This window comes from Bifidobacterium sp. LH_743 (assembly GCF_056355775.1).
On sequence record NZ_JBKESZ010000001.1, the window covers coordinates 80,755 to 102,623 of the forward strand.

At 59.1% G+C, this 21,869-nt stretch carries 23 protein-coding genes and 1 tRNA gene; 17 read left to right on the top strand and 7 right to left on the bottom strand.

Annotation, left to right across the window (positions count from 1 at the left end; genetic code table 11):
* Window positions 1–49 precede the first annotated feature (49 nt).
* Window positions 50–2,665 (top strand): X2-like carbohydrate binding domain-containing protein, encoded by a 2,616-nt coding sequence (locus tag AC1ATL_RS00330; protein ID WP_476567616.1) that lies wholly within the window; start codon window positions 50–52, stop codon window positions 2,663–2,665.
* A gap of 321 nt (window positions 2,666–2,986) precedes the next feature.
* Entirely contained in the window at window positions 2,987–3,889 is a 903-nt protein-coding gene (locus tag AC1ATL_RS00335; protein ID WP_432623313.1) for a DMT family transporter, read from the top strand.
* 138 nt (window positions 3,890–4,027) lie between these two features.
* Here the strand turns inward: AC1ATL_RS00335 and AC1ATL_RS00340 are convergent, their stop codons facing one another.
* The 3 genes from AC1ATL_RS00340 to AC1ATL_RS00350 all read right to left on the bottom strand — a co-directional run bounded on the left by AC1ATL_RS00340 (window position 4,028) and on the right by AC1ATL_RS00350 (window position 7,147).
* On the bottom strand, window positions 4,028–4,897 hold the full coding sequence (locus AC1ATL_RS00340) for an SIR2 family NAD-dependent protein deacylase (RefSeq protein WP_476567618.1): 870 nt from the start codon (window positions 4,895–4,897) through the stop codon (window positions 4,028–4,030).
* A 22-nt stretch (window positions 4,898–4,919) separates the two neighbouring features.
* Window positions 4,920–6,074: a macro domain-containing protein gene (locus AC1ATL_RS00345; protein WP_476567620.1), complete on the bottom strand. Its 1,155-nt coding sequence runs from the start codon at window positions 6,072–6,074 to the stop codon at window positions 4,920–4,922.
* Window positions 6,075–6,517: 443 nt separating this feature from the next.
* On the bottom strand, window positions 6,518–7,147 hold the full coding sequence (locus AC1ATL_RS00350) for an NAD(P)-dependent oxidoreductase (protein ID WP_432623319.1): 630 nt from the start codon (window positions 7,145–7,147) through the stop codon (window positions 6,518–6,520).
* Between the two features lie 180 nt (window positions 7,148–7,327).
* Here AC1ATL_RS00350 and AC1ATL_RS00355 point away from each other — a divergent pair, with 180 nt between their 5' ends.
* Complete coding sequence (locus tag AC1ATL_RS00355) at window positions 7,328–7,651, top strand: winged helix-turn-helix transcriptional regulator (protein WP_281775154.1); 324 nt, start codon at window positions 7,328–7,330, stop codon at window positions 7,649–7,651.
* A 94-nt stretch (window positions 7,652–7,745) separates the two neighbouring features.
* Window positions 7,746–7,831 (top strand) — tRNA-Leu (locus AC1ATL_RS00360).
* 113 nt (window positions 7,832–7,944) lie between these two features.
* Here the strand turns inward: AC1ATL_RS00360 and AC1ATL_RS00365 are convergent.
* Window positions 7,945–9,042, bottom strand: a complete 1,098-nt coding sequence (locus AC1ATL_RS00365; protein ID WP_476567623.1) for a tyrosine-type recombinase/integrase — start codon at window positions 9,040–9,042, stop codon at window positions 7,945–7,947.
* 3 nt (window positions 9,043–9,045) lie between these two features.
* Complete coding sequence (locus AC1ATL_RS00370; protein WP_476567625.1) at window positions 9,046–9,501, bottom strand: helix-turn-helix domain-containing protein; 456 nt, start codon at window positions 9,499–9,501, stop codon at window positions 9,046–9,048.
* A 145-nt stretch (window positions 9,502–9,646) separates the two neighbouring features.
* Here AC1ATL_RS00370 and AC1ATL_RS00375 point away from each other — a divergent pair, with 145 nt between their 5' ends.
* From AC1ATL_RS00375 to AC1ATL_RS00430, 12 genes are all read left to right on the top strand, one after another.
* Window positions 9,647–9,835, top strand: coding sequence for a helix-turn-helix transcriptional regulator (locus AC1ATL_RS00375; protein ID WP_476567627.1), 189 nt, complete (start codon window positions 9,647–9,649; stop codon window positions 9,833–9,835).
* A complete protein-coding gene (locus AC1ATL_RS00380; RefSeq protein ID WP_476567629.1) occupies window positions 9,832–10,035 on the top strand; it encodes a hypothetical protein in 204 nt (67 codons plus the stop codon). The genes AC1ATL_RS00375 and AC1ATL_RS00380 overlap by 4 nt, the downstream gene beginning before the upstream one ends.
* Before the next feature lie 272 nt (window positions 10,036–10,307).
* Window positions 10,308–10,622 carry a hypothetical protein gene (locus AC1ATL_RS00385; protein ID WP_476567631.1) on the top strand — a complete coding sequence of 105 codons (315 nt, stop codon included), beginning with the start codon at window positions 10,308–10,310 and terminating at the stop codon, window positions 10,620–10,622.
* Window positions 10,603–11,964: a YfjI family protein gene (locus AC1ATL_RS00390; RefSeq protein ID WP_476567633.1), complete on the top strand. Its 1,362-nt coding sequence runs from the start codon at window positions 10,603–10,605 to the stop codon at window positions 11,962–11,964. The genes AC1ATL_RS00385 and AC1ATL_RS00390 overlap by 20 nt, the downstream gene beginning before the upstream one ends.
* Window positions 11,965–12,181: 217 nt before the next feature.
* The gene (locus AC1ATL_RS00395; RefSeq protein ID WP_476567635.1) at window positions 12,182–12,793 is read left to right on the top strand and encodes a hypothetical protein; all 612 of its coding nucleotides are present in this window, start codon (window positions 12,182–12,184) and stop codon (window positions 12,791–12,793) included.
* 44 nt (window positions 12,794–12,837) lie between these two features.
* On the top strand, window positions 12,838–13,104 hold the full coding sequence (locus AC1ATL_RS00400; protein WP_476567637.1) for a hypothetical protein: 267 nt from the start codon (window positions 12,838–12,840) through the stop codon (window positions 13,102–13,104).
* A complete protein-coding gene (locus AC1ATL_RS00405) occupies window positions 13,101–13,238 on the top strand; it encodes a hypothetical protein (RefSeq protein WP_476567639.1) in 138 nt (45 codons plus the stop codon). The genes AC1ATL_RS00400 and AC1ATL_RS00405 overlap by 4 nt, the downstream gene beginning before the upstream one ends.
* A gap of 230 nt (window positions 13,239–13,468) precedes the next feature.
* A complete protein-coding gene (locus AC1ATL_RS00410; RefSeq protein ID WP_476567641.1) occupies window positions 13,469–13,600 on the top strand; it encodes a hypothetical protein in 132 nt (43 codons plus the stop codon).
* Window positions 13,601–13,671: 71 nt separating this feature from the next.
* Window positions 13,672–13,860 (top strand): hypothetical protein, encoded by a 189-nt coding sequence (locus AC1ATL_RS00415; RefSeq protein ID WP_476567643.1) that lies wholly within the window; start codon window positions 13,672–13,674, stop codon window positions 13,858–13,860.
* Entirely contained in the window at window positions 13,857–14,552 is a 696-nt protein-coding gene (locus AC1ATL_RS00420) for a hypothetical protein (RefSeq protein WP_476567645.1), read from the top strand. The genes AC1ATL_RS00415 and AC1ATL_RS00420 overlap by 4 nt, the downstream gene beginning before the upstream one ends.
* Window positions 14,553–14,690: 138 nt before the next feature.
* On the top strand, window positions 14,691–15,551 hold the full coding sequence (locus AC1ATL_RS00425) for a phage major capsid protein (protein WP_476567647.1): 861 nt from the start codon (window positions 14,691–14,693) through the stop codon (window positions 15,549–15,551).
* Window positions 15,552–16,513: 962 nt separating this feature from the next.
* Complete coding sequence (locus tag AC1ATL_RS00430) at window positions 16,514–16,972, top strand: Hsp20/alpha crystallin family protein (protein WP_432623322.1); 459 nt, start codon at window positions 16,514–16,516, stop codon at window positions 16,970–16,972.
* Window positions 16,973–17,256: 284 nt separating this feature from the next.
* Here AC1ATL_RS00430 and AC1ATL_RS00435 read toward each other — a convergent pair whose 3' ends face one another.
* Both AC1ATL_RS00435 and tgt read right to left on the bottom strand, forming a co-directional pair.
* Window positions 17,257–17,721 (bottom strand): hypothetical protein, encoded by a 465-nt coding sequence (locus AC1ATL_RS00435; RefSeq protein ID WP_476567649.1) that lies wholly within the window; start codon window positions 17,719–17,721, stop codon window positions 17,257–17,259.
* A gap of 335 nt (window positions 17,722–18,056) precedes the next feature.
* Window positions 18,057–19,409: a tRNA guanosine(34) transglycosylase Tgt gene (tgt, locus tag AC1ATL_RS00440; RefSeq protein ID WP_476567651.1), complete on the bottom strand. Its 1,353-nt coding sequence runs from the start codon at window positions 19,407–19,409 to the stop codon at window positions 18,057–18,059.
* Window positions 19,410–19,679: 270 nt separating this feature from the next.
* Between tgt and AC1ATL_RS00445 the strand changes: the two genes are divergently transcribed.
* Complete coding sequence (locus AC1ATL_RS00445) at window positions 19,680–21,572, top strand: S1C family serine protease (RefSeq protein ID WP_432623328.1); 1,893 nt, start codon at window positions 19,680–19,682, stop codon at window positions 21,570–21,572.
* Window positions 21,573–21,869 lie beyond the last annotated feature (297 nt).

Genomic DNA, 21,869 nt, shown 5'->3' on the forward strand with positions numbered 1-21,869 from the left:
CCAATCGAAATTCAGCAAAGCTGTCATCGCGACTGTAGCCGCATGCGCCATGCTCGTTCCGGTTTCCGTGGCATCCGCAGCGGATTCCAATGGCAAGGCTCCCGGTATCACCGTGCAGCAAGGCGCGGGATACACCGCAACGAAGATTTCGCATCCGAAGAACGATACCTATGCCATCGACGGCATCACGGATGTCGATGCGAACGGCAACGCCACCGTCGGTGATGGCGAGGCCGATCGTGGACAGAACTACTCCTGGTCTTCCCTCGGCTACGGCGACTGGATGTACGTGGGCACCTGCTACTCGGCTATGGGCAGCACTTTGAAGCACATCGCCGTCCAGACCAATTCCACCTATGCGAAGATCAAGGCCAGCCTTGACATGATGTTCAACGGCAAGCTGTTCCTCGACAGCGGTGAGAACCGCAGCCTGCTGCTGAAGATCAATACGGTCACCGGCGAAGTGAAGATCGTCGTGCCGCCGATTCAGAAGGCCACTGGCGGCAAGTTCAACGTGAACGGCTACCGTGCGGCCGTCGAATTCCATGACAAGCTGTATTTCGCGGCCGCGGCGCAGGGTGCGCCGTATCTGCTGGAAGTCGACCCGAAGGATGATTCCAGCAAGGTCGTGTACCAGAGCGGTGGCGTGGCAGAGGGCATTTCCGTGGGCATCCGCGGTCTGGCCGTGATAGGCAACAAGCTCGTCGCCAGCATGATCGGCGCCGATGGCGCCTACATCGTGGCTTCCTCCAATCCGTCCGCGGGCGCCAAGTCGTTCAAGACCATCGCCACGCAGCAGGATCTGTTCAACTATCCGGCATACCACTACACCGACAACATCTTCGGCGGTGCCATCTGGGATATGATCGCCTTCAACAACAGGCTGTACATCACCATCGTCACCGGCACGTCGGCCAAGAAGCAGTCGTTTGCGCTGGTCCGCGGCGAGGAGCAGGCCGACGGCAGCTGGAAGTATACGCCGCTTGTGGGCGACACCAAGGACGGCGCCAAGTATGATTTCGGCTTCGGCGCGACCCGTTCCGGCGCGGCGAACCTGGTGGTGTACAAGAACCATCTGTACATCGGCGGCTACAACGACCCCATGGTGGCTCTGCCCGATATGATGAACAACAAGTTCGAGAACATGTACAACGACATGTCGAATCCGGTGAACCTGTGGCGCATGGATGCCAATGAGAACTTCGAACTCGTGGCCGGCGCCGACGGGGACAAGTACTTCGGCACGCCGAAGGGCACCATCGACGGCCAGGCGATGCGCGCGGGCCTCAGCTCCGAAGACGATATGAGCCGTCATCTCAACCAGTACGTGTGGCGTATGCAGTCGTATGACGGCAAGATGTACGCGGGCACGTTCGACATCAGCGACCTGGCTTACCCGGTCACGCAGTTCGCCAACGGCGACATCCTCAAGCGCACTCCGGAAGAGTGGAAGCAGCAGATCGAATACATCAAGAAGTACCTTGAGGCGGAATCCAACGATTCGTCCAAGAATTCGGCTGACGCCAGCACGTCCGATGCCAATTCGAATGATGCCGACGCGAAGACGGATGGCGATGCTGCTTCCGAGGATGCGAAGTCCCCGGTGGCCACGCAGTCCGATGAGACCGCTGGCAAGGCCGTCGACACGTCTTCCGACGCTCAGCTCGACAAGGTGGAGCGCATGGAATCCCTGATGCAGGACATGTCGGGCGATTTGGAATCCAAGCAGACCGATGTCTCGTCCGACGGAACGGCCACGATGTCTCTCGACGACGCCAACACGTATACGGTCGAAGACCGTGAGGAGTTCCAGAAGGCGCTGGAAGAGCTGCTTAAGCTCTACCAGGAAGTCCGCCCGATGCTGCCGTCCTCCATCACCGATCAGCTCGACAAGTGGCTCACCGAAGACAACGTCAAGAACTTCACGTATTTCGTGGGCGTGTGCCGCTACCTGTCCTCTGCGACCATCAACAAGCGTGGATTCGACCTCGTGGTCACCAGCGACGGCCTGAACTTCCAGACCATCACCCGCAACGGCCTCGGAGACAACAACAACCACGGTCTGCGCGTGTTCGCCGAGACCAACTCCGGTCTGAGCATCGGCACCGCGAATCCGTACAACGGCACGCAGATCTGGAACCTGAACGATCTGGCTGCCGATCGCGACTGGAAGGGAAGTGCCGTATTGACCGCGGGCGATTCCTTCACGTACGACAAGTATGATGCCGACGCCAAGGCCGCGAACAAGGCCGGCCTGAACGTGGGTGTCAACTTCAATGGCAACACCGTGGAGAGCGTGGAATACAACTACCAGCCGCTCGAAAAGGGCAAGGATTATGTGGACAACAAGGACGACTCCGTCATCACGTTGACCAGTACGTTCCTCAACGCTCAGCAGACCGGCACCACCGGCTCCGTGACGGTGAAGTTCAACCGTGGCGCCCGGGTGAGGTTCACCGTGGCGGTGAAGGACAGCACGCCGGGCGTCAAGCCGGCTGGTCCGTCCCACCAGGGTGAAAACACGAACGCCAGCACGGCCAGCAGCAAGACGGCAGCCCAGACGATTGCCAGCACCGGCTCGAACGTGCTGGGCATGATGCTTGCGGCGGCCATGCTCGTCATCGCCGGCGGTGCGGTGCTGCTGATGCGCCAGCGTCGCAAGTGATCGCCATAAAGCGGAGCTGGTGATCGCGGCGCGCACTGCAACGATCCCAGCCAACCGCTGAACCGTTCTACGGAATTGCCGATTGCAATGCCGGCCGTATGGGAATCCATCTCGTACGGCCGGCATTGTTGTTTTCGGCGCTGTTTTTGCGACCATGCGCCACGTCTATCCCGTGCCATTGCGAAACGGATGCCGTGGATGCCGTGGAACCGCCGTGACTCCCATAAGTTGCGTCATGGTTGTTGAATGGTGCGTGAGACTGCGGGATGCGGTTGCGAGATAGAGACGGATATGTTGGCGAAAAGAGGAGAACAGCGACCGATGGTGGGAAAGACGTTCGAACGTACGCCGAAGGATCTGCTCGTCGGCATCGCAATGACCTTGTGCGGAGGCGTGCTGTGGGGCATCAACGCCACCGTCTCCAAAATCCTCATGGGCACCTACCATGCGTCGCCGCTCTGGATAGCGTGCGTGCGCGAACTGGCTGCGGGTGTGCTGTTCCTGGCCTGCTCGGCCATCATGACGCCGAAGCCGCTTTCCGGCATGCTGCGCGACCGCGCATCGTATCCACGAATCCTGACGACCGCCCTCGTATGCGTGCTCCTCGTTCAGGTGGCCTATCTTGAATCCATCAACTGGACGAACTCCGGCACCGCCACCGTGCTGCAAAGCCTGAATCTGCTGTTCGTCCTCGCCTTCGTATGCCTGCGTGGAAGACGATTTCCCGGCATGCGCGAAGGCATTGGCGTGGCGCTCGCCTTCGCCGGCACCGTGCTGATCGCGACCGGCGGCGATGTCACGACGCTGAAGCTGCCGCTGGCCGGTCTGGCGTGGGGCGTCGTCAATGCGATTTCCACCGCCGCCATGTCGATTGTGCCGGTGAAACTCATCGAACGTTGGGGAAACTTCACCGTCAACGGCGTCGCATTCCTGATTTCCGGACTGGTGCTGCTGCCGTTCGTGAAGCCGTGGGCGTCGGCGCCGTACTTGGATTGGGCCGGGATTGGGCTGATGGTCTTCACCGTGATCGGTGGCACGTTCGGCGCATTCTGGTTGTACATGGCCGGTGTGATGCGCGTCGGCGCCATGCGCGCCACCATGCTCGGCACCAGCGAACCGGTGATGGCCACGATTTCCGCCGTTGCGTGGACCGGTGCGGTGTTCGAGCCGACCGATCTGGTCGGATTTGTGATGATCCTCGTCATGGTGTTTTTGGTGCGCTGAGCGCGTGCGTCCGCTTCTCACATGCCCATGGCCGAGTGCCCGTATGTCTCGATGCTGATACCGACGCGTCGGACAAACGCAGCCAAGCCGGGAAAATGGATAGGCGGCCGCATCTTGCCGTATTTCCTGGCTTGACTGTTACTTCCTGAGCGCCACAGCCAGCTCGCCCAGCGCCTGCCTGATGTCCGCGTTGAGGCAGATGGATTGGCTGTGAATCTGCGCTGGTGCCGCCGCCTCGCCCAGATTGAGGCATGCGTATGTGGCGTTCGAATTTTCGCCCGTCAATCGCCAGAACGGATATTTGATGATTGCCGGCGTATTGCCGCCAACGCCGAGCTCAAGCAATAGTATGCGCGAATTCCCATGCCGTTCGAGAAAATCGCCATACCGGCGGGCGGCGGCATGCCAACCGTCATCCTCCACAAACGAGGCGTCGCAACGCAGATTCGGCATCATCGGACGGCCGCAACGTGGGCAATGCGGCACCAAATCGCTCGGCACGCGCATGTCCGACTGCTTCTCGACCATCTCACGTACTGCCTGCTCATTGTCATAGGTGACCTGCGCGCACGGCAGCGAACACTGCCATAGGCCGTAATCGCCCTGCGTGTAGAAGAGACGCGACTTGTCGAAACCGGCCTTCTGGAAACAGTGGTCGACGTTCGTGGTCAGCACGAAATAGTCGTCCTTACCGGTGGAATGCAACATGTTCAGCAGCATGTGATGCACCGGTTTGGGCGCCGGCACGTACCGGTTATAGTAGATCGCGCGGCTCCACCACGCCCAGTACTCCTCAAGTGTGTCAAAAGGATAGAAACCGCCCGAATACATGTCGGTGATGCCATAGCGCTCCTTGAAATCGGAGAACAGGCGGTCGAAGCGTTCGCCGGAATACGTGTAACCCGCCGACGTGGACAGGCCTGATCCGGCGCCGATAAGCACGCAATCCGCCTCATGCCACGCCTTCGCGAGCCGTTCGATCGCGGCGATATGCTCACTGTCAGCCATGCTCCTGTCAGGCATGCTCCCGTCAGGCATGGTCGGCGAATACGCGCTCGTAAATCTGGCGGTCGCGGTCGGAGAAGACATCGAAGATCACTTTCCTGATGGTGCTGGGTGTGTTGGCGGTGTCAGCTGTGTTGGCGGGGCTGGCTGTGTTGGCGGGGCTGGCGGGGGTTGAAGCGGCTGGGGCGGCTGTGGCGTTGGTTGACGTTTGCTGCGATTGTGTTTGCTGCGATTGCGTTTGCTGCGATTGCGCGACTTCTTGTTGCGGGAATTCTTGCGCACATCGCTGCGTAAGAAAATCGCGGACCGTGTGCACGGCGATGCGCGCCGCCAGTTCTGCGGGGAAACGGAATTCGCCGGTGGAAATCGAGCAGAATGCGATTGTTTCGAGACCATGGTCGGCGGCCAGACGCAGGCAGGAACGGTAGCAGTCCGCCAACTGCTCCTGCTCGGCCGGCGTCGGATCGCCGCTGGGGATCATCGGGCCGACCGTGTGCAACACGTAGCGCGCGGGCAGGTTGAATCCCGGTGTGATCTTGGCGTGGCCGACCGGCTCTGGATGCCCCTGCTGCTCCATAATCCGATCGCAGGCAAGGCGCAGCTGCACGCCGGCGGCGGTATGAATCGCATTGTCGATGCAATGATGGTTCGGCGCATAGCAGCCGGTGAGCCCGCTGTTCGCCGCGTTGACGATCGCATCGCAACGCAGGGTGGTGATGTCGCCCTGCCATATGGCGAGCGTTGCGCCGGTTTGTGGAGTTTGGGCAGTTTGCAGGGTTTGCTGAGTTTGCGGGTTTTGCGGGTTTTGCGGGTTTTGCGGGGTTTGCGGGGTTTGCGGGTTTTGCGGGGTTTGCGAAGGCTGACCATTTCGCACGGGCGATGCCGGCCACGCACGTTGTACGTTGATGCCTGCCGGCACGATGGTTTCGATTGGAAGAACGTCGTCCGCGTCGGTGATGGCGTGCTGCGCGAGCACCGCACCCAGATACTCGTCCTGCACATGCAGGAACCGTTCGCTCACCGGCGCGGGTGGACGGACGTTTTGCAGCGCGCGCAGCAGCAGACGCTGCTCCTCGTCATCGTGCGGAATCGGCAAATCCGCCTCGTCGGCATCCTGATATTCCGGATATTCCCTTAGCAACTGCCCGATAAGCCAGACGCGACGCTGCCGCTGATCCATCCACATTCCTTCCGTTCATACCCATAAACCACGCAGACCATGCCCGCCCCACGTGCATGCCGCGCATCCCGCGTACCTCACGCATACCCTGCGTACCCTGGTACCCCACGTGTCCGATTCTGCAGAATCGGACAAACAAAAGCCCGTATAAGTACCCTACATGTCCGTTTCTGGAGAATCGGACACTCAGACCCAGATATTGACCCCGCGGATGTCCGTTTCCCCAGAATCGGACATCCGCGGCATCTGCAGAACACCACGCGCGACCGATTCGGGAGAATCGGACACGTAAGGCATGTTCCGCAAGGCCTATATGTCCGTTTCCTCAGAATCGGACATCGAAACCCAGAAAATGGACCCATGAGTGTCCGTTTCTGCAGAATCGGACACTCTGGATGCCTGCAGACCGGCTAATCTGCCCCCTGCGTGGTTGGGCGCGTACCTCACTTGGTGTACACGGAGATGCGCTCGCCGACGTGCTTGGCGGATTCGGCCTCGTCCACCACGGCGATGGCGAAGTCGGCGTAGCTGATGAAGCTCTGGCCCTCGGCATTGGCGGTGAACTCCTCGCCAGCCAGCTCGTAGGAGCCGGTGCGTGCGCCTTCAGCCTGGAAATCAGCGGCCGGGCTGATGTAGGTCCACTTCACGTCGGAGCGCTCGCGCAGCTCTTCCAGCGACTTGCCCATGCCGTTGGCCAGCGGGATGAACGCCTCCGGGAAGGTCGGCAGGTCCTTGACCTGGGTCTTGTGCTCGGCGTCGACGTACAGACTGCCTGCGCCGCCGACCACGATCAGGCGGGTGTCGGTGCCGGACAGTGCGTCGCACAGGGTCTTGAGGGAGGTGGAGTGCTGCGGCTGGTCTTCCGGTGCCCACACGCCGAACGCGTCCACGACCACGTCGAAGCCGGCGAGGTCGGCCGCGGTCAGGTCGAAGAGATCCTTGATGATGGCGTGCTGCGCCTCGGACTTGTTCTCGCCGCGCACCACGGCGGTCACGTCATGGCCGCGCTTGACGGCCTCCTTGACGACGAGCTGGCCTTCCTTGCCGTTGGCTGCCACTACTGCGATCTTCATGTTCGTTCCTTTCGTAGGTGTCTTAAGGTTTTGGCGGGCGGATTCCCGTTGCTTCCCGCTGTCGTTATGAACATTATTTCCATACTGACCAAAACGGAAGAAGGCACAATAAAGTGCTATAGTTACCAAAAGGGAACTTTTATTGATTTTATTGCGATTCATGAAGGAGAAGTTTTTTCGATGGAACGTGAATTACCGGCGTGTCCCGTAGAGACGACATTGCTGATGATCTCCGATAAATGGAAGGTGCTGATTCTGCGAGATTTGTTGGACGGCACCAAACGATTCAGCGAGCTGCGCCGTTCGGTCGGCAATGTATCGCAGAAAGTGCTGACGGCGAACCTGCGTCAGATGGAACGCGACGGGTTGGTGCATCGTGAGGTGTATCCGGAGGTGCCGCCGCGCGTGGAGTATTCGCTGACGGAAACCGGACGGACGCTGCAGCCGATCATCGAGGCGATGAAGGACTGGGGCACGCAGTACAAGGCCGAGCATGCCGCCTGAGCTGGCTGTGGGCATGCTCTGCGGCTCCCATCCGCCAATCGCGACACGCCGATTTGTTACTTGGAATGAAGAGGTGTAAATTAGTCGATTGTCTGCGAGCGTGGCGGAATGGTAGACGCGCTGTCTTCAGGTGGCAGTGAGTGTATGCTCGTGGGGGTTCAACTCCCCCCGCTCGCACCATGGGTAAACCCCTCCGAAACGTTGAAATTCCAACAATCCGGAGGGGTTTTCTATATCCGAAAACGGTTCAAATATAAGAAAAATATAAGAATCGAAAACACCACCAAGCCGATTCACGCCGACTTGGAGCGTTCCACGGCGCTGTTCACGTCCGATATGAGCGCGTCCAGATCATGCTCGAAGAGATCCGCGTACACATCCAACGTCATGGCCGCCGACGAATGGCCGAGCATCCGTTGAACAGCCTTCACGTTCGCGCCGGAATGAACGGCGATGCTGGCCGCCGTATGCCGCAGGTCATGGGCCGGGAGCATCGGCACGCCAGATCGTTCGAGCGCCGTCTTGTACCAGCATCTATGATTCCTGCCGATGCTCACCTGCTGGACGTATCCGCCATGCTCGCCCCGGAACAGCAGTTCCCCCGCGTCCCGCCCATCACAGACTGGACGCAACGCCTCGGCCACGGGGTCGAACAGTGGAACATCCCGGCTCCTCCCGTTCTTCGGGGAACCTAATTCGACCTCGCCGCCCACCCATGTGGCGCTTTTCGTCACATGCAGTCGTTTCCGCTTGAAATCGACGTCACCGACCGTCAGCGCGGTGGCCTCGCCCCAACGTAGCCCGCATAGCCCTAAAACGAGAATAAGAGGGCCATACGCGCCCGAACAGTCCGCAAGGCTATACAACTGCTCGGGAGTGAGGTAAACGTGTTTCTTGCGCTGTTTCCGAGGTAACGCCACATCATCCGTCGGGGCTTTGGCGATGCGGCCGTCCTTCTGCGACATCTCGTAGATGCCCTTGAGGATGCCGAAGGCCCTGAGCACGACGGATGCCGAACGTTCGGCCGACAGATCGGTGATCCACTGCTGTACCTCGCTGTGCTGGACCTGTGCAAGTCTCCTGCCTGCCCACTTGGGGGCGACGTGGACCCGCCACGACGTCTCGACGCTCCGGTAGTGCGACGGCTTCCATACGCTTTTATGCGATTCGAGCCATTGCACGCCCAGCTCGCCTATAAGCGCCCTGCCGCCCTGTGGGTCCACATATGCGCCGTCGTTTATGGCCGTGGTCACGTTCCGGGCTATCCAATCCTCGGCATCTATCTTGCGTTTGAACCCGCTCTTGTTGCGTTGCGAATGATCGGGCTGTTGCCAGTAGACGCGCCATCGTTTCTCGCCCGACTTGAGCGTATACCGTTCGTAGCTGGCCATGCTTCAGTCTTCCATCCGTTTCGGGCTTGACCTGAAGCGGAACAATTCAGCCGCGTCCAGCATCCCGGCCATGTCGCCGGACTCCTGCATGGCGTCCGACTCCTCGGACGGTAACGGTTTGTCGCACATAGCCCACGACCACGCGAGCAGGGACGAAACCGGCATATCAACACCGGTTATGCGTGTGGAAACCTTGTTTGAAGCGTATTCCGGCATGAGCAGGGTTAGAGGGCTGACACCGAAAACTATGGCGAACGCCATCAGATCATCGACGTCTACCTTGCGCTCGCCGGACTCGATTTTACGTAATCCCAGCTCTGCTATGGGCCTTCCGACTTCCACTAGCTTCTCGGCTAATTGCTTGTATTGCATAGTACCGCGCAGTCGCTTTATGTTTGCCGCGACTGTATGCCCGGTTTCGGCTACTTGGTTCACTTGGCGTTTTTTCTTTTCTTCCATGCCCATCAATCTAATAAATCGATGAAGAAGTTACTACAGCGTTGGCGTGTCTAATTTGTATTTAATCGATGAACGTGCTAATTCTATCTACTAACGATGTAATACATCGATAACCAAGTAAACAAATAAAACAAGAGGTGGTCATATGGCAATCACAACTACTGAATGGCTCACACGCAAGGAAGCCGCCCAATACGCCCGAACTACCGAACGGACGTTAGCGACGCTCGCATATCAGGGACGTGGCCCGAAGTTCAGCAAGCCCAGCACGCATAAGGTCCTCTACCGCCGTTCCGACCTTGACGCATGGATTACCGGAGAGGATGCGAAATGAGCGAGACGAAGACGCCGACCGCGACGGAACTGATTAACCGATCGTTGAACTATCTCACTCAGGCTGAAACCACTTTGAACGTGAAGGACCCGACCCAGAACGCGCTTATTGGGATCGGCTATGCGATTCTCGCGGACGCTCAGGCCATCCGCAATCTGGCCGGAACCGCTTGGGACATCGTAGACGAAGTATCGAGGTGAAACCGCATGTGGACACAAGACAAATACGCAGATTCTCGGCATATTACCCGGAGGACCGGGAGACGCTTTCAAGTGTTGAGCGACGCTTGCGGCTCGCTCTCTCTGCTCTCCCTCGTACTCGTTGCCGGACTGGCCGAACCCCAACCGCTGTCGGCTCTCATGGTGGCGCTCGCGGGAATGGGTACCGCGCTGGCATCGCGGATTTTTACCAGCTGCTCAACCACCGGCGCGCCATCTGGGATGGACTCGCACCCCAGCCGAACGGCTGGTACATGGGCGACGGAATCGCACGGAACGCCGGAGGGGAACCATACGAACCATTGGAACCGTACCCGCAACATTACAGGGGGCCGGATATGAGCGGATTGCAGATCAGGCACGTACCCACCTATGACCGGCTGGGCGTGACGGTCACAGGCCCGGAACTCTTGAAGGCCGACGTGAACATGGACGGCATCGCCATAGGCATCGGCCCGGACCCGCTGACACGAAGGGAAATAACCCTTACGGAGGGCGAAGCACTCAGACTGGCCGAATGGCTCAATAGCAGATTGGAGGGCGGGGCATATGGACAGCGCCGCGGATAAGACGTTCTTCAGCGCTCGCAAGTGGCTGGAATACGCCTACAGGTATGCGAAGTCGCTCAGGCTCAGCCCCTACGGATTGGTTGGCGTGATGCTGGCGCGCATGTCTGCGTTGACGCCGCCGAACGTGGTGGCGCAGTTGACGCCGCATGACATGCCAATGACGCTCAACGTCAACGTTGCTCTTGTGGGGCCGACCGGTTCGGGCAAGGGCCGCACCATGGGATTGGCACGGCGACTCATGCCCACCCCGCCATTGTGCATGTTGGAGGAGGTCAAACCGAAGACGGGAGAGAGCATCCCGGCTAAGTTTGTCTCGAAAATACCCGCGACGGACGGTGATGGAAAACCCGTCAAGGGCGAGTACATGGACAAGGTCATGACCGACCGCTGCCTATTGTACATGCCTGAAGTGGTCAGCCTGAAGGCGGCAATGAGCCGACAGGGAAGTACCATACTGCCGACCTTGCTGGAAAGCTTCAGCAACGAACCGTTGGGCGACGACACGAAGGGACGGCAATTCCAGATTAAGCTACCGCCATACGCCTACCGGCTGGCCGCCGTGGTTGGCGTCCAGCCCAGCAACGCGGGAGTCTTGTTTGACGAAGCGCAAACGGGATTGGCCGGACGGTTCGTATACATGCCCAGCGTGGACGTTGACGCACCGGTAAAACGTCCCAACCCACCAGCGGGAACGTTCCCTTATGACCCGTGCCGTATCCCGGAGGGAAACGGACTGGAAGCGCTCGCCGCCTTGCTTAAGCACGGTTCTCTGGACAGGATGCCGCAGAACGGACCGGACGCGCGGGAGGGCTACCCGCTCACGATCATCTCGTTTCCAACTGCCGCCATGACGTATGCGGACCATATGCAACGGTTGAGCGTCCTTGGACAGGCTACCGCGTTAGATGCGCACCGTGTGGAATTGGTGGCGAGGGTTGCGGCCTTGCTCGCACTCATGGATTATCGGCTGGAAGTTGATCGCGTTGATTGGGAATTGGCCATGTTGTTCATGGACGTGTCCGACAGGATTCGTGCGGAGTGCATGGAACTATCGCGCCGGAGCGCCGTGGACGTTCAGGCTGAGCAGATCAGCGTGAAGCGTGACGCGGAGGAACAGGCCAACCGAAGCGTCACCGAACGCGCCAAAACTCGATTGCTTGAACTGCTGGACAGACTGGACCCAACCCGCGAGGGCATCACCGAACGCGACTTAAGGGACAGACTCAGCAAGCCGCAACGCAAGGTCATGGAAGACGCCCTATCAGACCTATACAAAGGGGGAAAAGTAGATAGGCGGGACGGAATCGGTGGGGGAAACATCTATTCATTATCAGTCGAATAAGGTGCCCACATGCCCGCACCCTACTCCCACAAGGGTTTTAACTGCCCGCATACCACTGCCCGCACTGCCCGCACTGCCCGCACATATGAGGGCACCTTGCGGGCACAATGAGGGCACCTTGCGGGCACCCAAAACCCAGTAATTCCAACATGTGGGCATGTGGGCACCCAAAATCGCGCAAACACAAAAAACAACCATTTCAGGAAGGAAAAATATCATGACCACCATTAACGAAAACGTCACCAAGGGTGAAAATAGGGCGGACACCATTACCAGCGCATACAAGACGTGGCGCACCCGACTGGACGCATTACTGGCCGAAGCCGGAGCCGTACTAGTGCCACGTTCCGTTTCCGACTCCAGCCGCGTCTACGGACTCAAGGACATCGAGACGGATACCGTCATGGGCGCCACGATCACCATGCAGGATTACGCCATCAAGACAATCGAAGCCAACCTATTACGCTCAGCGCTCGCGGACGCTCGGGAACGTGCGCGGGATACGTCCGAAGCGTCCGGGACGAAACCGGCTGTGAAACCGGAGGCGGACGTGGCGGAACGACGGTTCACCCGCCGTATGCGCCGGAACCTGAACCGGCTGGAACCGACGCTTGCGTATCTCAATGGCCGCGCGTATGACGTGCTCAAGCATTCCGACCGGCAGATCAGCGCCGTATACGGCGTCATGAAGGGCGAGACGGAACCCAGCGCGTTTCTTGTGGTTTCGGAGCCGTGCCGTACCAGTGATGGCGGGACGATGGGCGAACGTCATTTGCTGGAGACGCACAGGCCTAACGACGTGCCCGACTTCTTCGGATTGGAGCACTAATGGCCGAAAACGTCACCCCCCCCCCAATGCTGTTCACAGGGCACGTGAAGAACGAACCGGCGGACCCGCGCAATCCCGAGGACGATTGGTTCATCTACCAGTCGGACCCGGGGCCGTTAGGCATCTACATGCGCGTATGGCGCACACCTTCGGGCGAGATAGACCCGTGGTTAAACATCGATTGGGATGAATGGCATGTGGACAGGCCGGAGGAACTGGACGAACTCATCGAGCAGGCCGCGAACCTCTCCCGCTGGCTGACCGAAGCACGCGCCCTCGTCAACAGACTACGCAAGGGGCTGAAGCAATGACCCGCCCGGAACTGCTTGTCAAGCGATTGGAACGCGAACTGGAACAGGAGAGGTCGAAACGGCAGGAGCTGGAGGAGCGTTGCCGCCGCTATGCCGCGATCATCAACCGTATCGCCGCGTCAAAAAGACGGTAGTGAAAAGGGCCGGACGCCACCGCCACACCGTCCGGCCCCAATCCTCGAAAAAGGAACAGGCCGAACGCCATAGATAAACCGCATACGAGCGTTCGGCCAGTCCGAACACCAAGCATATCAAGGAGAGCGAACGTATGAAACCCGCATACAGCACGCCAACACCACCGGAACCGACGAAGCCACGGAAACGACGGCATAGGTCACGGACGCCATGCCGGAACAACGCCAACATGGATGAACTTAAGACGTTGCGGAAGCGTTGCGCCCAGCAACGCAAGGAACTTGAAAAGCTCAAGGCCATCATGACGGTCGCAAGCACGAGCGACGTGGAAAACGTCATCATCGTGAAACAGTCGGAATAAACAAGAAACCCGACCTTCCGGCCGGGCTCCCAACACCACAAAATCAGAATACCACCAACAAAGAAGGCAACATGAAAAAACTCATGGACAAATACGCGCACATCCTCACACCAGCCCCACAGGACGGCGGCATCGCACCCAAAGCAAAACACTACGAATATCTCCGCAACGAAACAGAGGCAATGATCGTCGAAGCCGAACTACGCAAAGCCGACGCACTGGAACGAATCGCCGCCGCATTGGAGGAAAACAACAAATGACCGACACCACCACAACACCAGAACCACAACAGCCGCAACAAAACGACACCACAGCCCAAAAAGCCGCAAGCGAAGCGAAAAAATACCGCCTCAGAGCCAAAAACGCCGAAGAGAGACTATCCACCGCGCTCGCCGGAATCGACGCACGGGAGCGGGAACACGCCGCCCAGCTCGACGCCGCCAACGCTCATGTGGACGCCTTGCGCCTGCGAATCGCCGCCGACGCCATCCGCACAATGAATGAGTCTCGACTGACCCCGGACGGACACAGCAAGGACCCCGCGTATGTGCACAGTCAGGAAGGCGAGCCGGTACGCAGGGAGATTCTCGAAATGGTGTTGAACAGCCTCGACGCACAACTGGGAACGGTGCTGGACGTCAGCTACAGGACTCACGACGAATCGTCTCACGTCGTCTCTCGCCGGATCAGAAGCGCATCCGACCTGTTCATGAGGGACGCGGACGGCAACACGTCGGATCGGCTGGACATGCAGGCGGTAAAAGCCCTGCTCCGCACATTGGGCCGTATGGACGCTTTCAAGGCACCGCCCAGCAAACCGAAAACAACCATGCCGACCATAAGCGCCACAAAACCCAGCCGCCCGGCCGCAAAGCAAAGCGTGCTCGCCTACGCCGTGCCCCGGGCGATACGCCCATACCAGCGTGACCCGAACATATGGCCGATGCGATAGAATGACATACGGGAATGGCCCGTGGCCGTTCCGACAGTCTTAGGCCCGTGGCCGCTGAAAACAACAGGATCAACAACAGCGGCCACGGGTTTTTCCATTCCACCCGCAAGGCCGCAGGAACCGAAGGAAAACATCATCATGACCGGCGAACAGAACACAATCCCCAACGCCTTGACCACCACAAGCGCGCAGAATCAAGGCGCTTTCCCGAACACCTCAGTAATCGCCGCCGAAGACGCCATCCCAACCGCGCTCGTATTCTCTCTGACCACGCCCAGCGCACAGGCCAAGGGAGACGCGCAGACGGCACGAATCGCATACGTGGCCGACGATCCTGAAGCGGACTACGCCGCCGAAGGCGCGGAACTCAACCGCAAGGACCCGGAATTATCCGAACTCGTGGTGCCCACGAAAAAGGTGGGATTGGTCACCGTGGCGTCAAACGAGGCATACAACAACGACGGCGTGCCGAACATGCTTGGGAACAGTCTTGCACGCGCTCTCGCCGCCAAAGCCGACGCCGCTTTCCTGGCGGAGCCGAAACCGGAATCAGGACAGTTAGGCATGACCGGGCTGGCGAACATCGACGGTATCGGCACGGGGACCATCGACGGGAATCTGGACGCCATCATCGACGCCATGGGAACCATCGGAACGAACGGCGGCACGCCCGACGCTCTTGTGATGGGTTACGATTCTTGGGCTTACCTGCTGAAGCTGAAGGACGCAAACAACAAATCGGTGATTGCGCCGGACGTCGCCAACAGTCCGGCTCCTCAGCTGTTCGGCATCCCGGTAGTGTTGAACACACATGCCGCGAAGAACACCGTTCTTGTGCTGGACAGTTCGCAGATAGTAAGCGCGATCGGCAACGTGACGCTGGCAACGACGGATCAACGTTATTTCGAGAACGATTCAATCGGATTGCGTGCGACTTTCAGATTCGGCTTCGGAGTGCTCCGCCCGAACCGTCTCGCAAAGCTTACGATCAGCGCGTGAACATAACCACTGTGCGCGTCAAGGCCGCCGAGGACACGAACATACGCGCCGCCCGCGGCCTTGAGAGCCGCGCATAGGGGCGGTATCCCCTCCCGGCAGGAAAAACACGTCCCCCGCCGCATAGGGCCGTTATCTCCCCGGAGTTTTAAAACGTGACGGTTCGTAAAACGTGACGGGAGTCGGAACGTTGGAATTGCAACGTTTCCAAGTGGGTGAAAACACCGGGAATGGGCGGAAACGATAACGTGACGATAACGTGACGGAAAAGCCGGGAGCACGCCTCCGCTCATTGCGTTTTATTTCAACGCCGCAGAGGACCCCCGGCCGAAAACAACTTTAGCACGCCACCGGATGCCAACGTACAAAAAAATATAAGAAAAATATAAGAATCGAAATTTTTTTATACCGATTCACGCTGATTAATATTGACATAAAATCATTGAAATATCAATGAAAACGGCTACATAGCAACGTTTCCCGTATGTTTCAACTCCCCCCGCTCGCACGGGAATGGAAAACCCCGGAACGTTGGAATGCTAATGGTCCGGGGTTTTCTTGTATACGGCACAACCGGAAAATATAACAGAAATATAAGAAATATCTGGCGATTGACGGCGAATCGGCAGAATGTATTGGTATCGTTTCGCCGTGTTTTCCGTATTTTCGGAATTTCCAAGTATCGCGCGACTGCCAAATCCGTTGAAAATAGCCAAAGCGGCAGCATCGTTTCCATCGCGCCATCATCGCATTTCACTGTGAGCATAATTCCGGAATGAGAGGCGCCCGGAAGAGTTGGGTGAAGTGAAAGGTCAAGGTCAGGAGCCCGGGAGGGTTCCGGATGTGGCAACGAACCCGGTCGTCGGTGTCGCCAGATGGTGACGCCGCGGCGATAATCGCACGGCCGGCTGCCAAGCCGCATTACTCCGCGCGCAGAACGCGCATTTGCTTAAGGAGTACCGATTATGGCAATGTTTCCGGCTTTGATGAATGACACGATGTTCTCCGACCTGTTCGACGATCCGTTCTTCGAGGGTTGGCGCAACATGGATCACGCGGCATGCGATGCGAATATGTCGACGGGCATGATGAGCACCGATGTGCGCGAGACCGACAAGGGCTACATGGTCGACATCGACATGCCTGGTTTCAAGAAGGATGACATCTCGCTGGATCTGCAGAACGGCTATCTGACCGTTTCCGCGCATCGCGACAGCTCTCACGAGGACAAGGACGACAACGGTCGCTGGCTGCGTCGCGAACGCTACGCCGGCTCTTGCTCTCGTAGCTTCTACGTTGGCGAGGACGTGAAGGATTCCGATATTCACGCCAGCTACAAGGATGGCACCCTGTGCCTGGAAATGCCGAAGCCTGAAGCGCAACAGCAGGTTGAGGCCAAGCACCAGATTGCCATCGAAGGCTGATTTCACGGCCTCCGCAAGCCGTGAATCGCGGTAATCACTAAGCAAACAATGCCGGACGCCCGTGCAGGGTGCCCGGTATTTTCGTTTTCCGAATGTTTAACGAATGCCCAACGAATGTCCGATTCTCCAGAATCGGACAAACATGCATCCCGAACATGACTCTGCGTGTCCGATTCTGCAGAAACGGACACACAGGGTGCTGAATATAGGGCGCGGATGTCCGATTCTCCAGAATCGGACAAACAGGGTGGGCGAGACAGGGTGATCCGGAGGCGGCGCAGTGGCTATGCAGCCAGATAATCCAATCGGTATGCGATTAGGCATTTCGATGAACTCGTTGGCGTGATAACCGTCGTGCTGTTCACGGTGCCGGTATCTGCTATGTCCACGTCGAGGTTCACCGATGTCTGGTTGACGGATTCCGTTAGACATTGCATGGTTTGCTGTCTTGCCGCCGTTCCAATGGAAAAATCGATATCGAGTTTTCCATTTCCTAGGCAGAATACCGTCAGCTGGTACATGCCGCTGTTGTGCAGCTCATCGACGCTTCGGGTGGGTTGTACTTTGAGCGTGCCGTCCGATCCAACGACATAGCTTGGATGTGCTGCGGCAAGACTTACGGAATTGCCATCCGTACTGCCAACTGCTTTGTTGAGTTCGGCGATGTCGGCAGAGCTGAAATCGGCTTTGGTCTGTGAAGAGGACTGCGTTGTCGACGGACCGTCGGGGTGGGCGTTTCCGTGGAACATACCGTGAAACATGTTGGGAAACATGCAGTATAGGCAGACGCAGATTGCGCAAATCGCCGCCAGCGCTATACAGACGATTGCTGTCCGGTGGTGCCTAACAGATACACAAGAAGCAGTTTTTTTCCGTTTCGCATAGTCATCACAATCCCCCTTGATTGATGTGAATACGTGCTGAATATTCTAGTATTAGAAGATTGCAGACTAAAGCAACATCTGTTGATGTGTGTCTGATTGTGATGTTCTGAATTGTGTGAGTCGGGAATCGGACATTCGACTCACACAATTCGATAAAACCGGGCAGCCGGCCGAAGCGCAACGCTCCATGCCGGTGCGGATCAGCCGCGAGACCCGTTTTCGTAGAATTTCGCGAGCGTCTCGTCGCGGAATTCGTTGAAATAGCCGCCGTCGATCGATGCGCGGATATCATCGAGCAGCTTCACGAAGAAGTGCTCGTTGTGGATCGTAGCCAGCGTGAAACCGTTGAATTCGCGGGCACGCAACGCATGATCCACGTATGCGCGCGAATAATGCGTGCAGGTGTAGCAGTCGCAACCCTTCTCAAGCGGACCGAAATCGTGCTTGAACTGTGCGCGCTTGATGTTGTAGCGTCCGTGACGCGTGAAAATCGCGCCGTTTCGGCCGCATCGCGCCGGCGCCACGCAATCGAACGTGTCGCCGCCGTTCTCCACGCAGGCGAAGATGTCGTCGACCGCGGCGATGCCGAGCACGTGGCGCGGGCGGCTTTCCGGCATCGCATCGCAGATCCAGGCGCACGTGTCGCCGATGATGCGCTTCTCGATCGCGCCGCCGATGCCGACGCCATCGAAATCAAGCGAGGCGATCTGCTCGGCCGCATGCCTGCGCAGATCCTCGTAATTCGCGCCCTGCACCACGCCGTACAGCGCCTGGTACGGCTTGCCAAGCCGCTCTTCGGTGAGCCGCTTGTGCTCGGCCACGCAACGCTGCGCCCAACGGTAGGTGCGTTCCACGGAGCGTTCCTGGTATCCGCGGGTATTCATCAGCGTGGTCAGTTCGTCGAAGGCGAACATGATGTCGGCGCCGATCTTGTGCTGGATGCCCATCGAGATTTCGGCGGAGAAACGGTGCAGCGAGCCGTTGAGCGGCGATTTGAACGTCACGCCGTCCTCGTCCACGAATGCGAGCCGTTCCTTGCCTTCCGCGATCACGTCATCCGATTTCATGCCGGTCACGTCCATGGCGAGCGTCTTCTTGAAGCCCGCGCCGAGCGAAAGCACCTGGAATCCGCCGGAATCGGTGAAGGTCGGTCCGTTCCAGTTCATGAACTTCGCCAGTCCGCCGGCCTCATCGAGCACCTGCTCGCCGGGGCGTTCGTACAGGTGGAACGCGTTGGACAGCAGGCATTGCGCGCCGAGGTCCCGCATGGTTTCCGGCAGTACGGCCTTCATCGCGGCCTGGGTGGCCACCGGCACGAACGCCGGGGTGTGGATGTCGCCGTGCGGGGTGTGGATGATGCCGGTGCGTCCGTAACGCGCGCCACCACGGCCCTTGCCGTCGGCCGCGTCGGGAAGGCGGGTTTTCTGTTCGAAATAGAACGCGTCGCGCCGGCCGGGTTTGCCGGGTTCCGCTCCGCGCGGATGTTCGATCAGGTTTTCGGCCGGTGCGGCTTCCGCGGTCTGGTCGGTGTGCGATTCAGTAAGGCTTGTCATGCAATGTACTTTATGCGATAGCGCCGATTGCCGCGGATCGCCGGAATTCGATGCCGGCGGAAGCTAGGCAGATACTGGCCTGACGGCTGCCGTCCGTACGGGTGACGGCCCGTCGGGCGGACGATGGTCCGCAAACTGTAACCTGATTCGGTTATTACTTTCAACAAACATTCAGGAAACTTCCAGCGCAACTATCTTTACTCTTAAATAGCAGTTCGAGCGGCACGATTGCTGACCATGTGAATGCCGCGAGACGAATAAGGAGAAACAATGGCTGAAGAGAACAGCGATCAGAACATCGCGCAGCCGCAGAACGACGCGCAGCAGACCGCGCCGCAGGCGTCGGAACAGCCCGTCGCCGACGAAACGCAGACTTCCATCACCGAACCGATCGAGGTGCGGGACTCGGACGAACGTCCCACCACCGCCATTCCTGCCGTGGACGCAACGGACGATACGCCCGATTACGCTTCCGCCGCCGGCGAAAGCACGGTGGTCGGCACTTCGCCGCAGTCAGCGCCGACCGAACAGTATCGTCCGGCACCGGAATACGGCGCGTACGGCCCCGTGCCTACGCCGCCGGCGAATGGTGCCGCGAGCCAAACTGCAGGCCAAAACGCTGGCAATCCCGCGCAGCCGCAGCAAGGACAGCCGCAACAGGGCCGGCCGTTCTTCGGCAATTTCGGCAACCCGTATATGAACGGCAATCGCCAGAACCAGCCGAACGGCAATCCGTTCGCCACTCCCACCGCGCAGAACGGCTCGCAATCGCAAAACGGTGGTCAGCCGCAGTATGGCGCAAACGTTCCGCCGGCAGGCAACGGCAACCCGTTCGGAACGCCAGGCCAGGGATTCCCGAACCAGCCGTCCTCGCCCGTCGTAACGAAGCAGAAGTCCGGCACAGCCAGCCATGTGGTCACCGCGGTCGTGGCGGCGCTCGTGTCCGGCGCGCTCTGCCTCGGCATCGGCTTCACCGCGATTTCCAACGGCTGGGTGCATGTGCCGTCCTCCAGCTCGCTGTCCGACGTCAAATCCAACACGTCCGGTTCCGGCTCCGCCAAGGTGAAGTCCGGCCAGGCGGTCGATTGGAGCGCGGTGGCCAAGGAAGTGTCCGACTCCGTGGTGGCCATCGACGTGACGACCAGCGACGGTGAGGCCAAGGGATCCGGTGTGGTGATCAGCGACAAGGGCTACATCGCCACCAACAACCACGTGATTTCCGGCGGACAGCAGATTCAGGTGACGCTTGCCAGCGGTGCCATGTATTCCGCCCAGGTGGTCGGCACGGACACCACCACCGATTTGGCCGTCATCAAGCTCGACAATCCGCCGAGCGACCTGAAAGTCGCGGAATTCGCCGATTCCGACGATCTGGCCGTCGGTGAATCCGTCATGGCCATCGGCAACCCGCTCGGCTACGACGACACCGTCACCACCGGAATCGTATCCGCGCTCAACCGTCCGGTGACCGTGACCGATGACGACAACAACGCCATCGTCACCAATGCCGTGCAGATCGACGCGGCCATCAATCCGGGCAATTCCGGCGGCCCGACCTTCAATGCGGCTGGCCAGGTAATCGGCATCAACTCGTCCATCGCCTCCACCGCAAGCTCGTCCGGCACCGCCGGTTCCATCGGCATTGGATTCGCCATTCCGTCGAACCTCGTCAAGCGGGTGACCAACGAAATCATCGACAACGGCTCCGTGAAGCACGTGGTCCTCGGCATCACCATCAAGAGCTCCACGGTCGAAGCCGATGGCGTGACCCGCGGCTGCGCCCAGGTGCAGGCCGTGACCGACGGCGGCCCTGCGGCCAAAGCCGGCGTGAAGACGGGCGACTCCATCGTGGCGTTCAACGGCAAGGCTGTGAACAACAACTACTCGCTGCTCGGCTACGTCCGCGCCTCCGCCATGGATGACAAGGTGAAGCTGACCGTGGTTCGCGGCGGCAACACCATGGACCTCGAGGTGACGCTCGACCAGGAGGAGAGCAAGACGAGCTCCTCCAACAAGCAGGACCAGCGTCAGCAGAACAACAATGGCAACAACGACAACGACGATAACAGCAACGGAGACAACGGTCTCGGCAACGGCGGCAACAATAACAATAATGGCAACGGCGACGGCGGTGGCCTGTTCGATCCGTTCGGCATGTGGTAAAGCCGACGTGACGCGTGACGCCGGACGTGCGACGGGTGGACGCCACCCGATGTGCTGACGGCGAAGCGCGAACGTGGGCCGTGCCGGTCGCGTAATCGCAAGAACGTTGGAAAACCTACGAAAAACGTCGGAAAACCAACGAAAAGCAAGGGCTGTGTGAGCAATCGCACAGCCCTTTTCGTATGCCTTTCATGCGCTGTCAGCGTGTCTTTTGCACGTCCGGCGCATGGCTATCGCAATGCTCTGTTATGCTGAAAACATCTTTTTACGCCGTGTATCGATGGTCCGCGCAGGCGG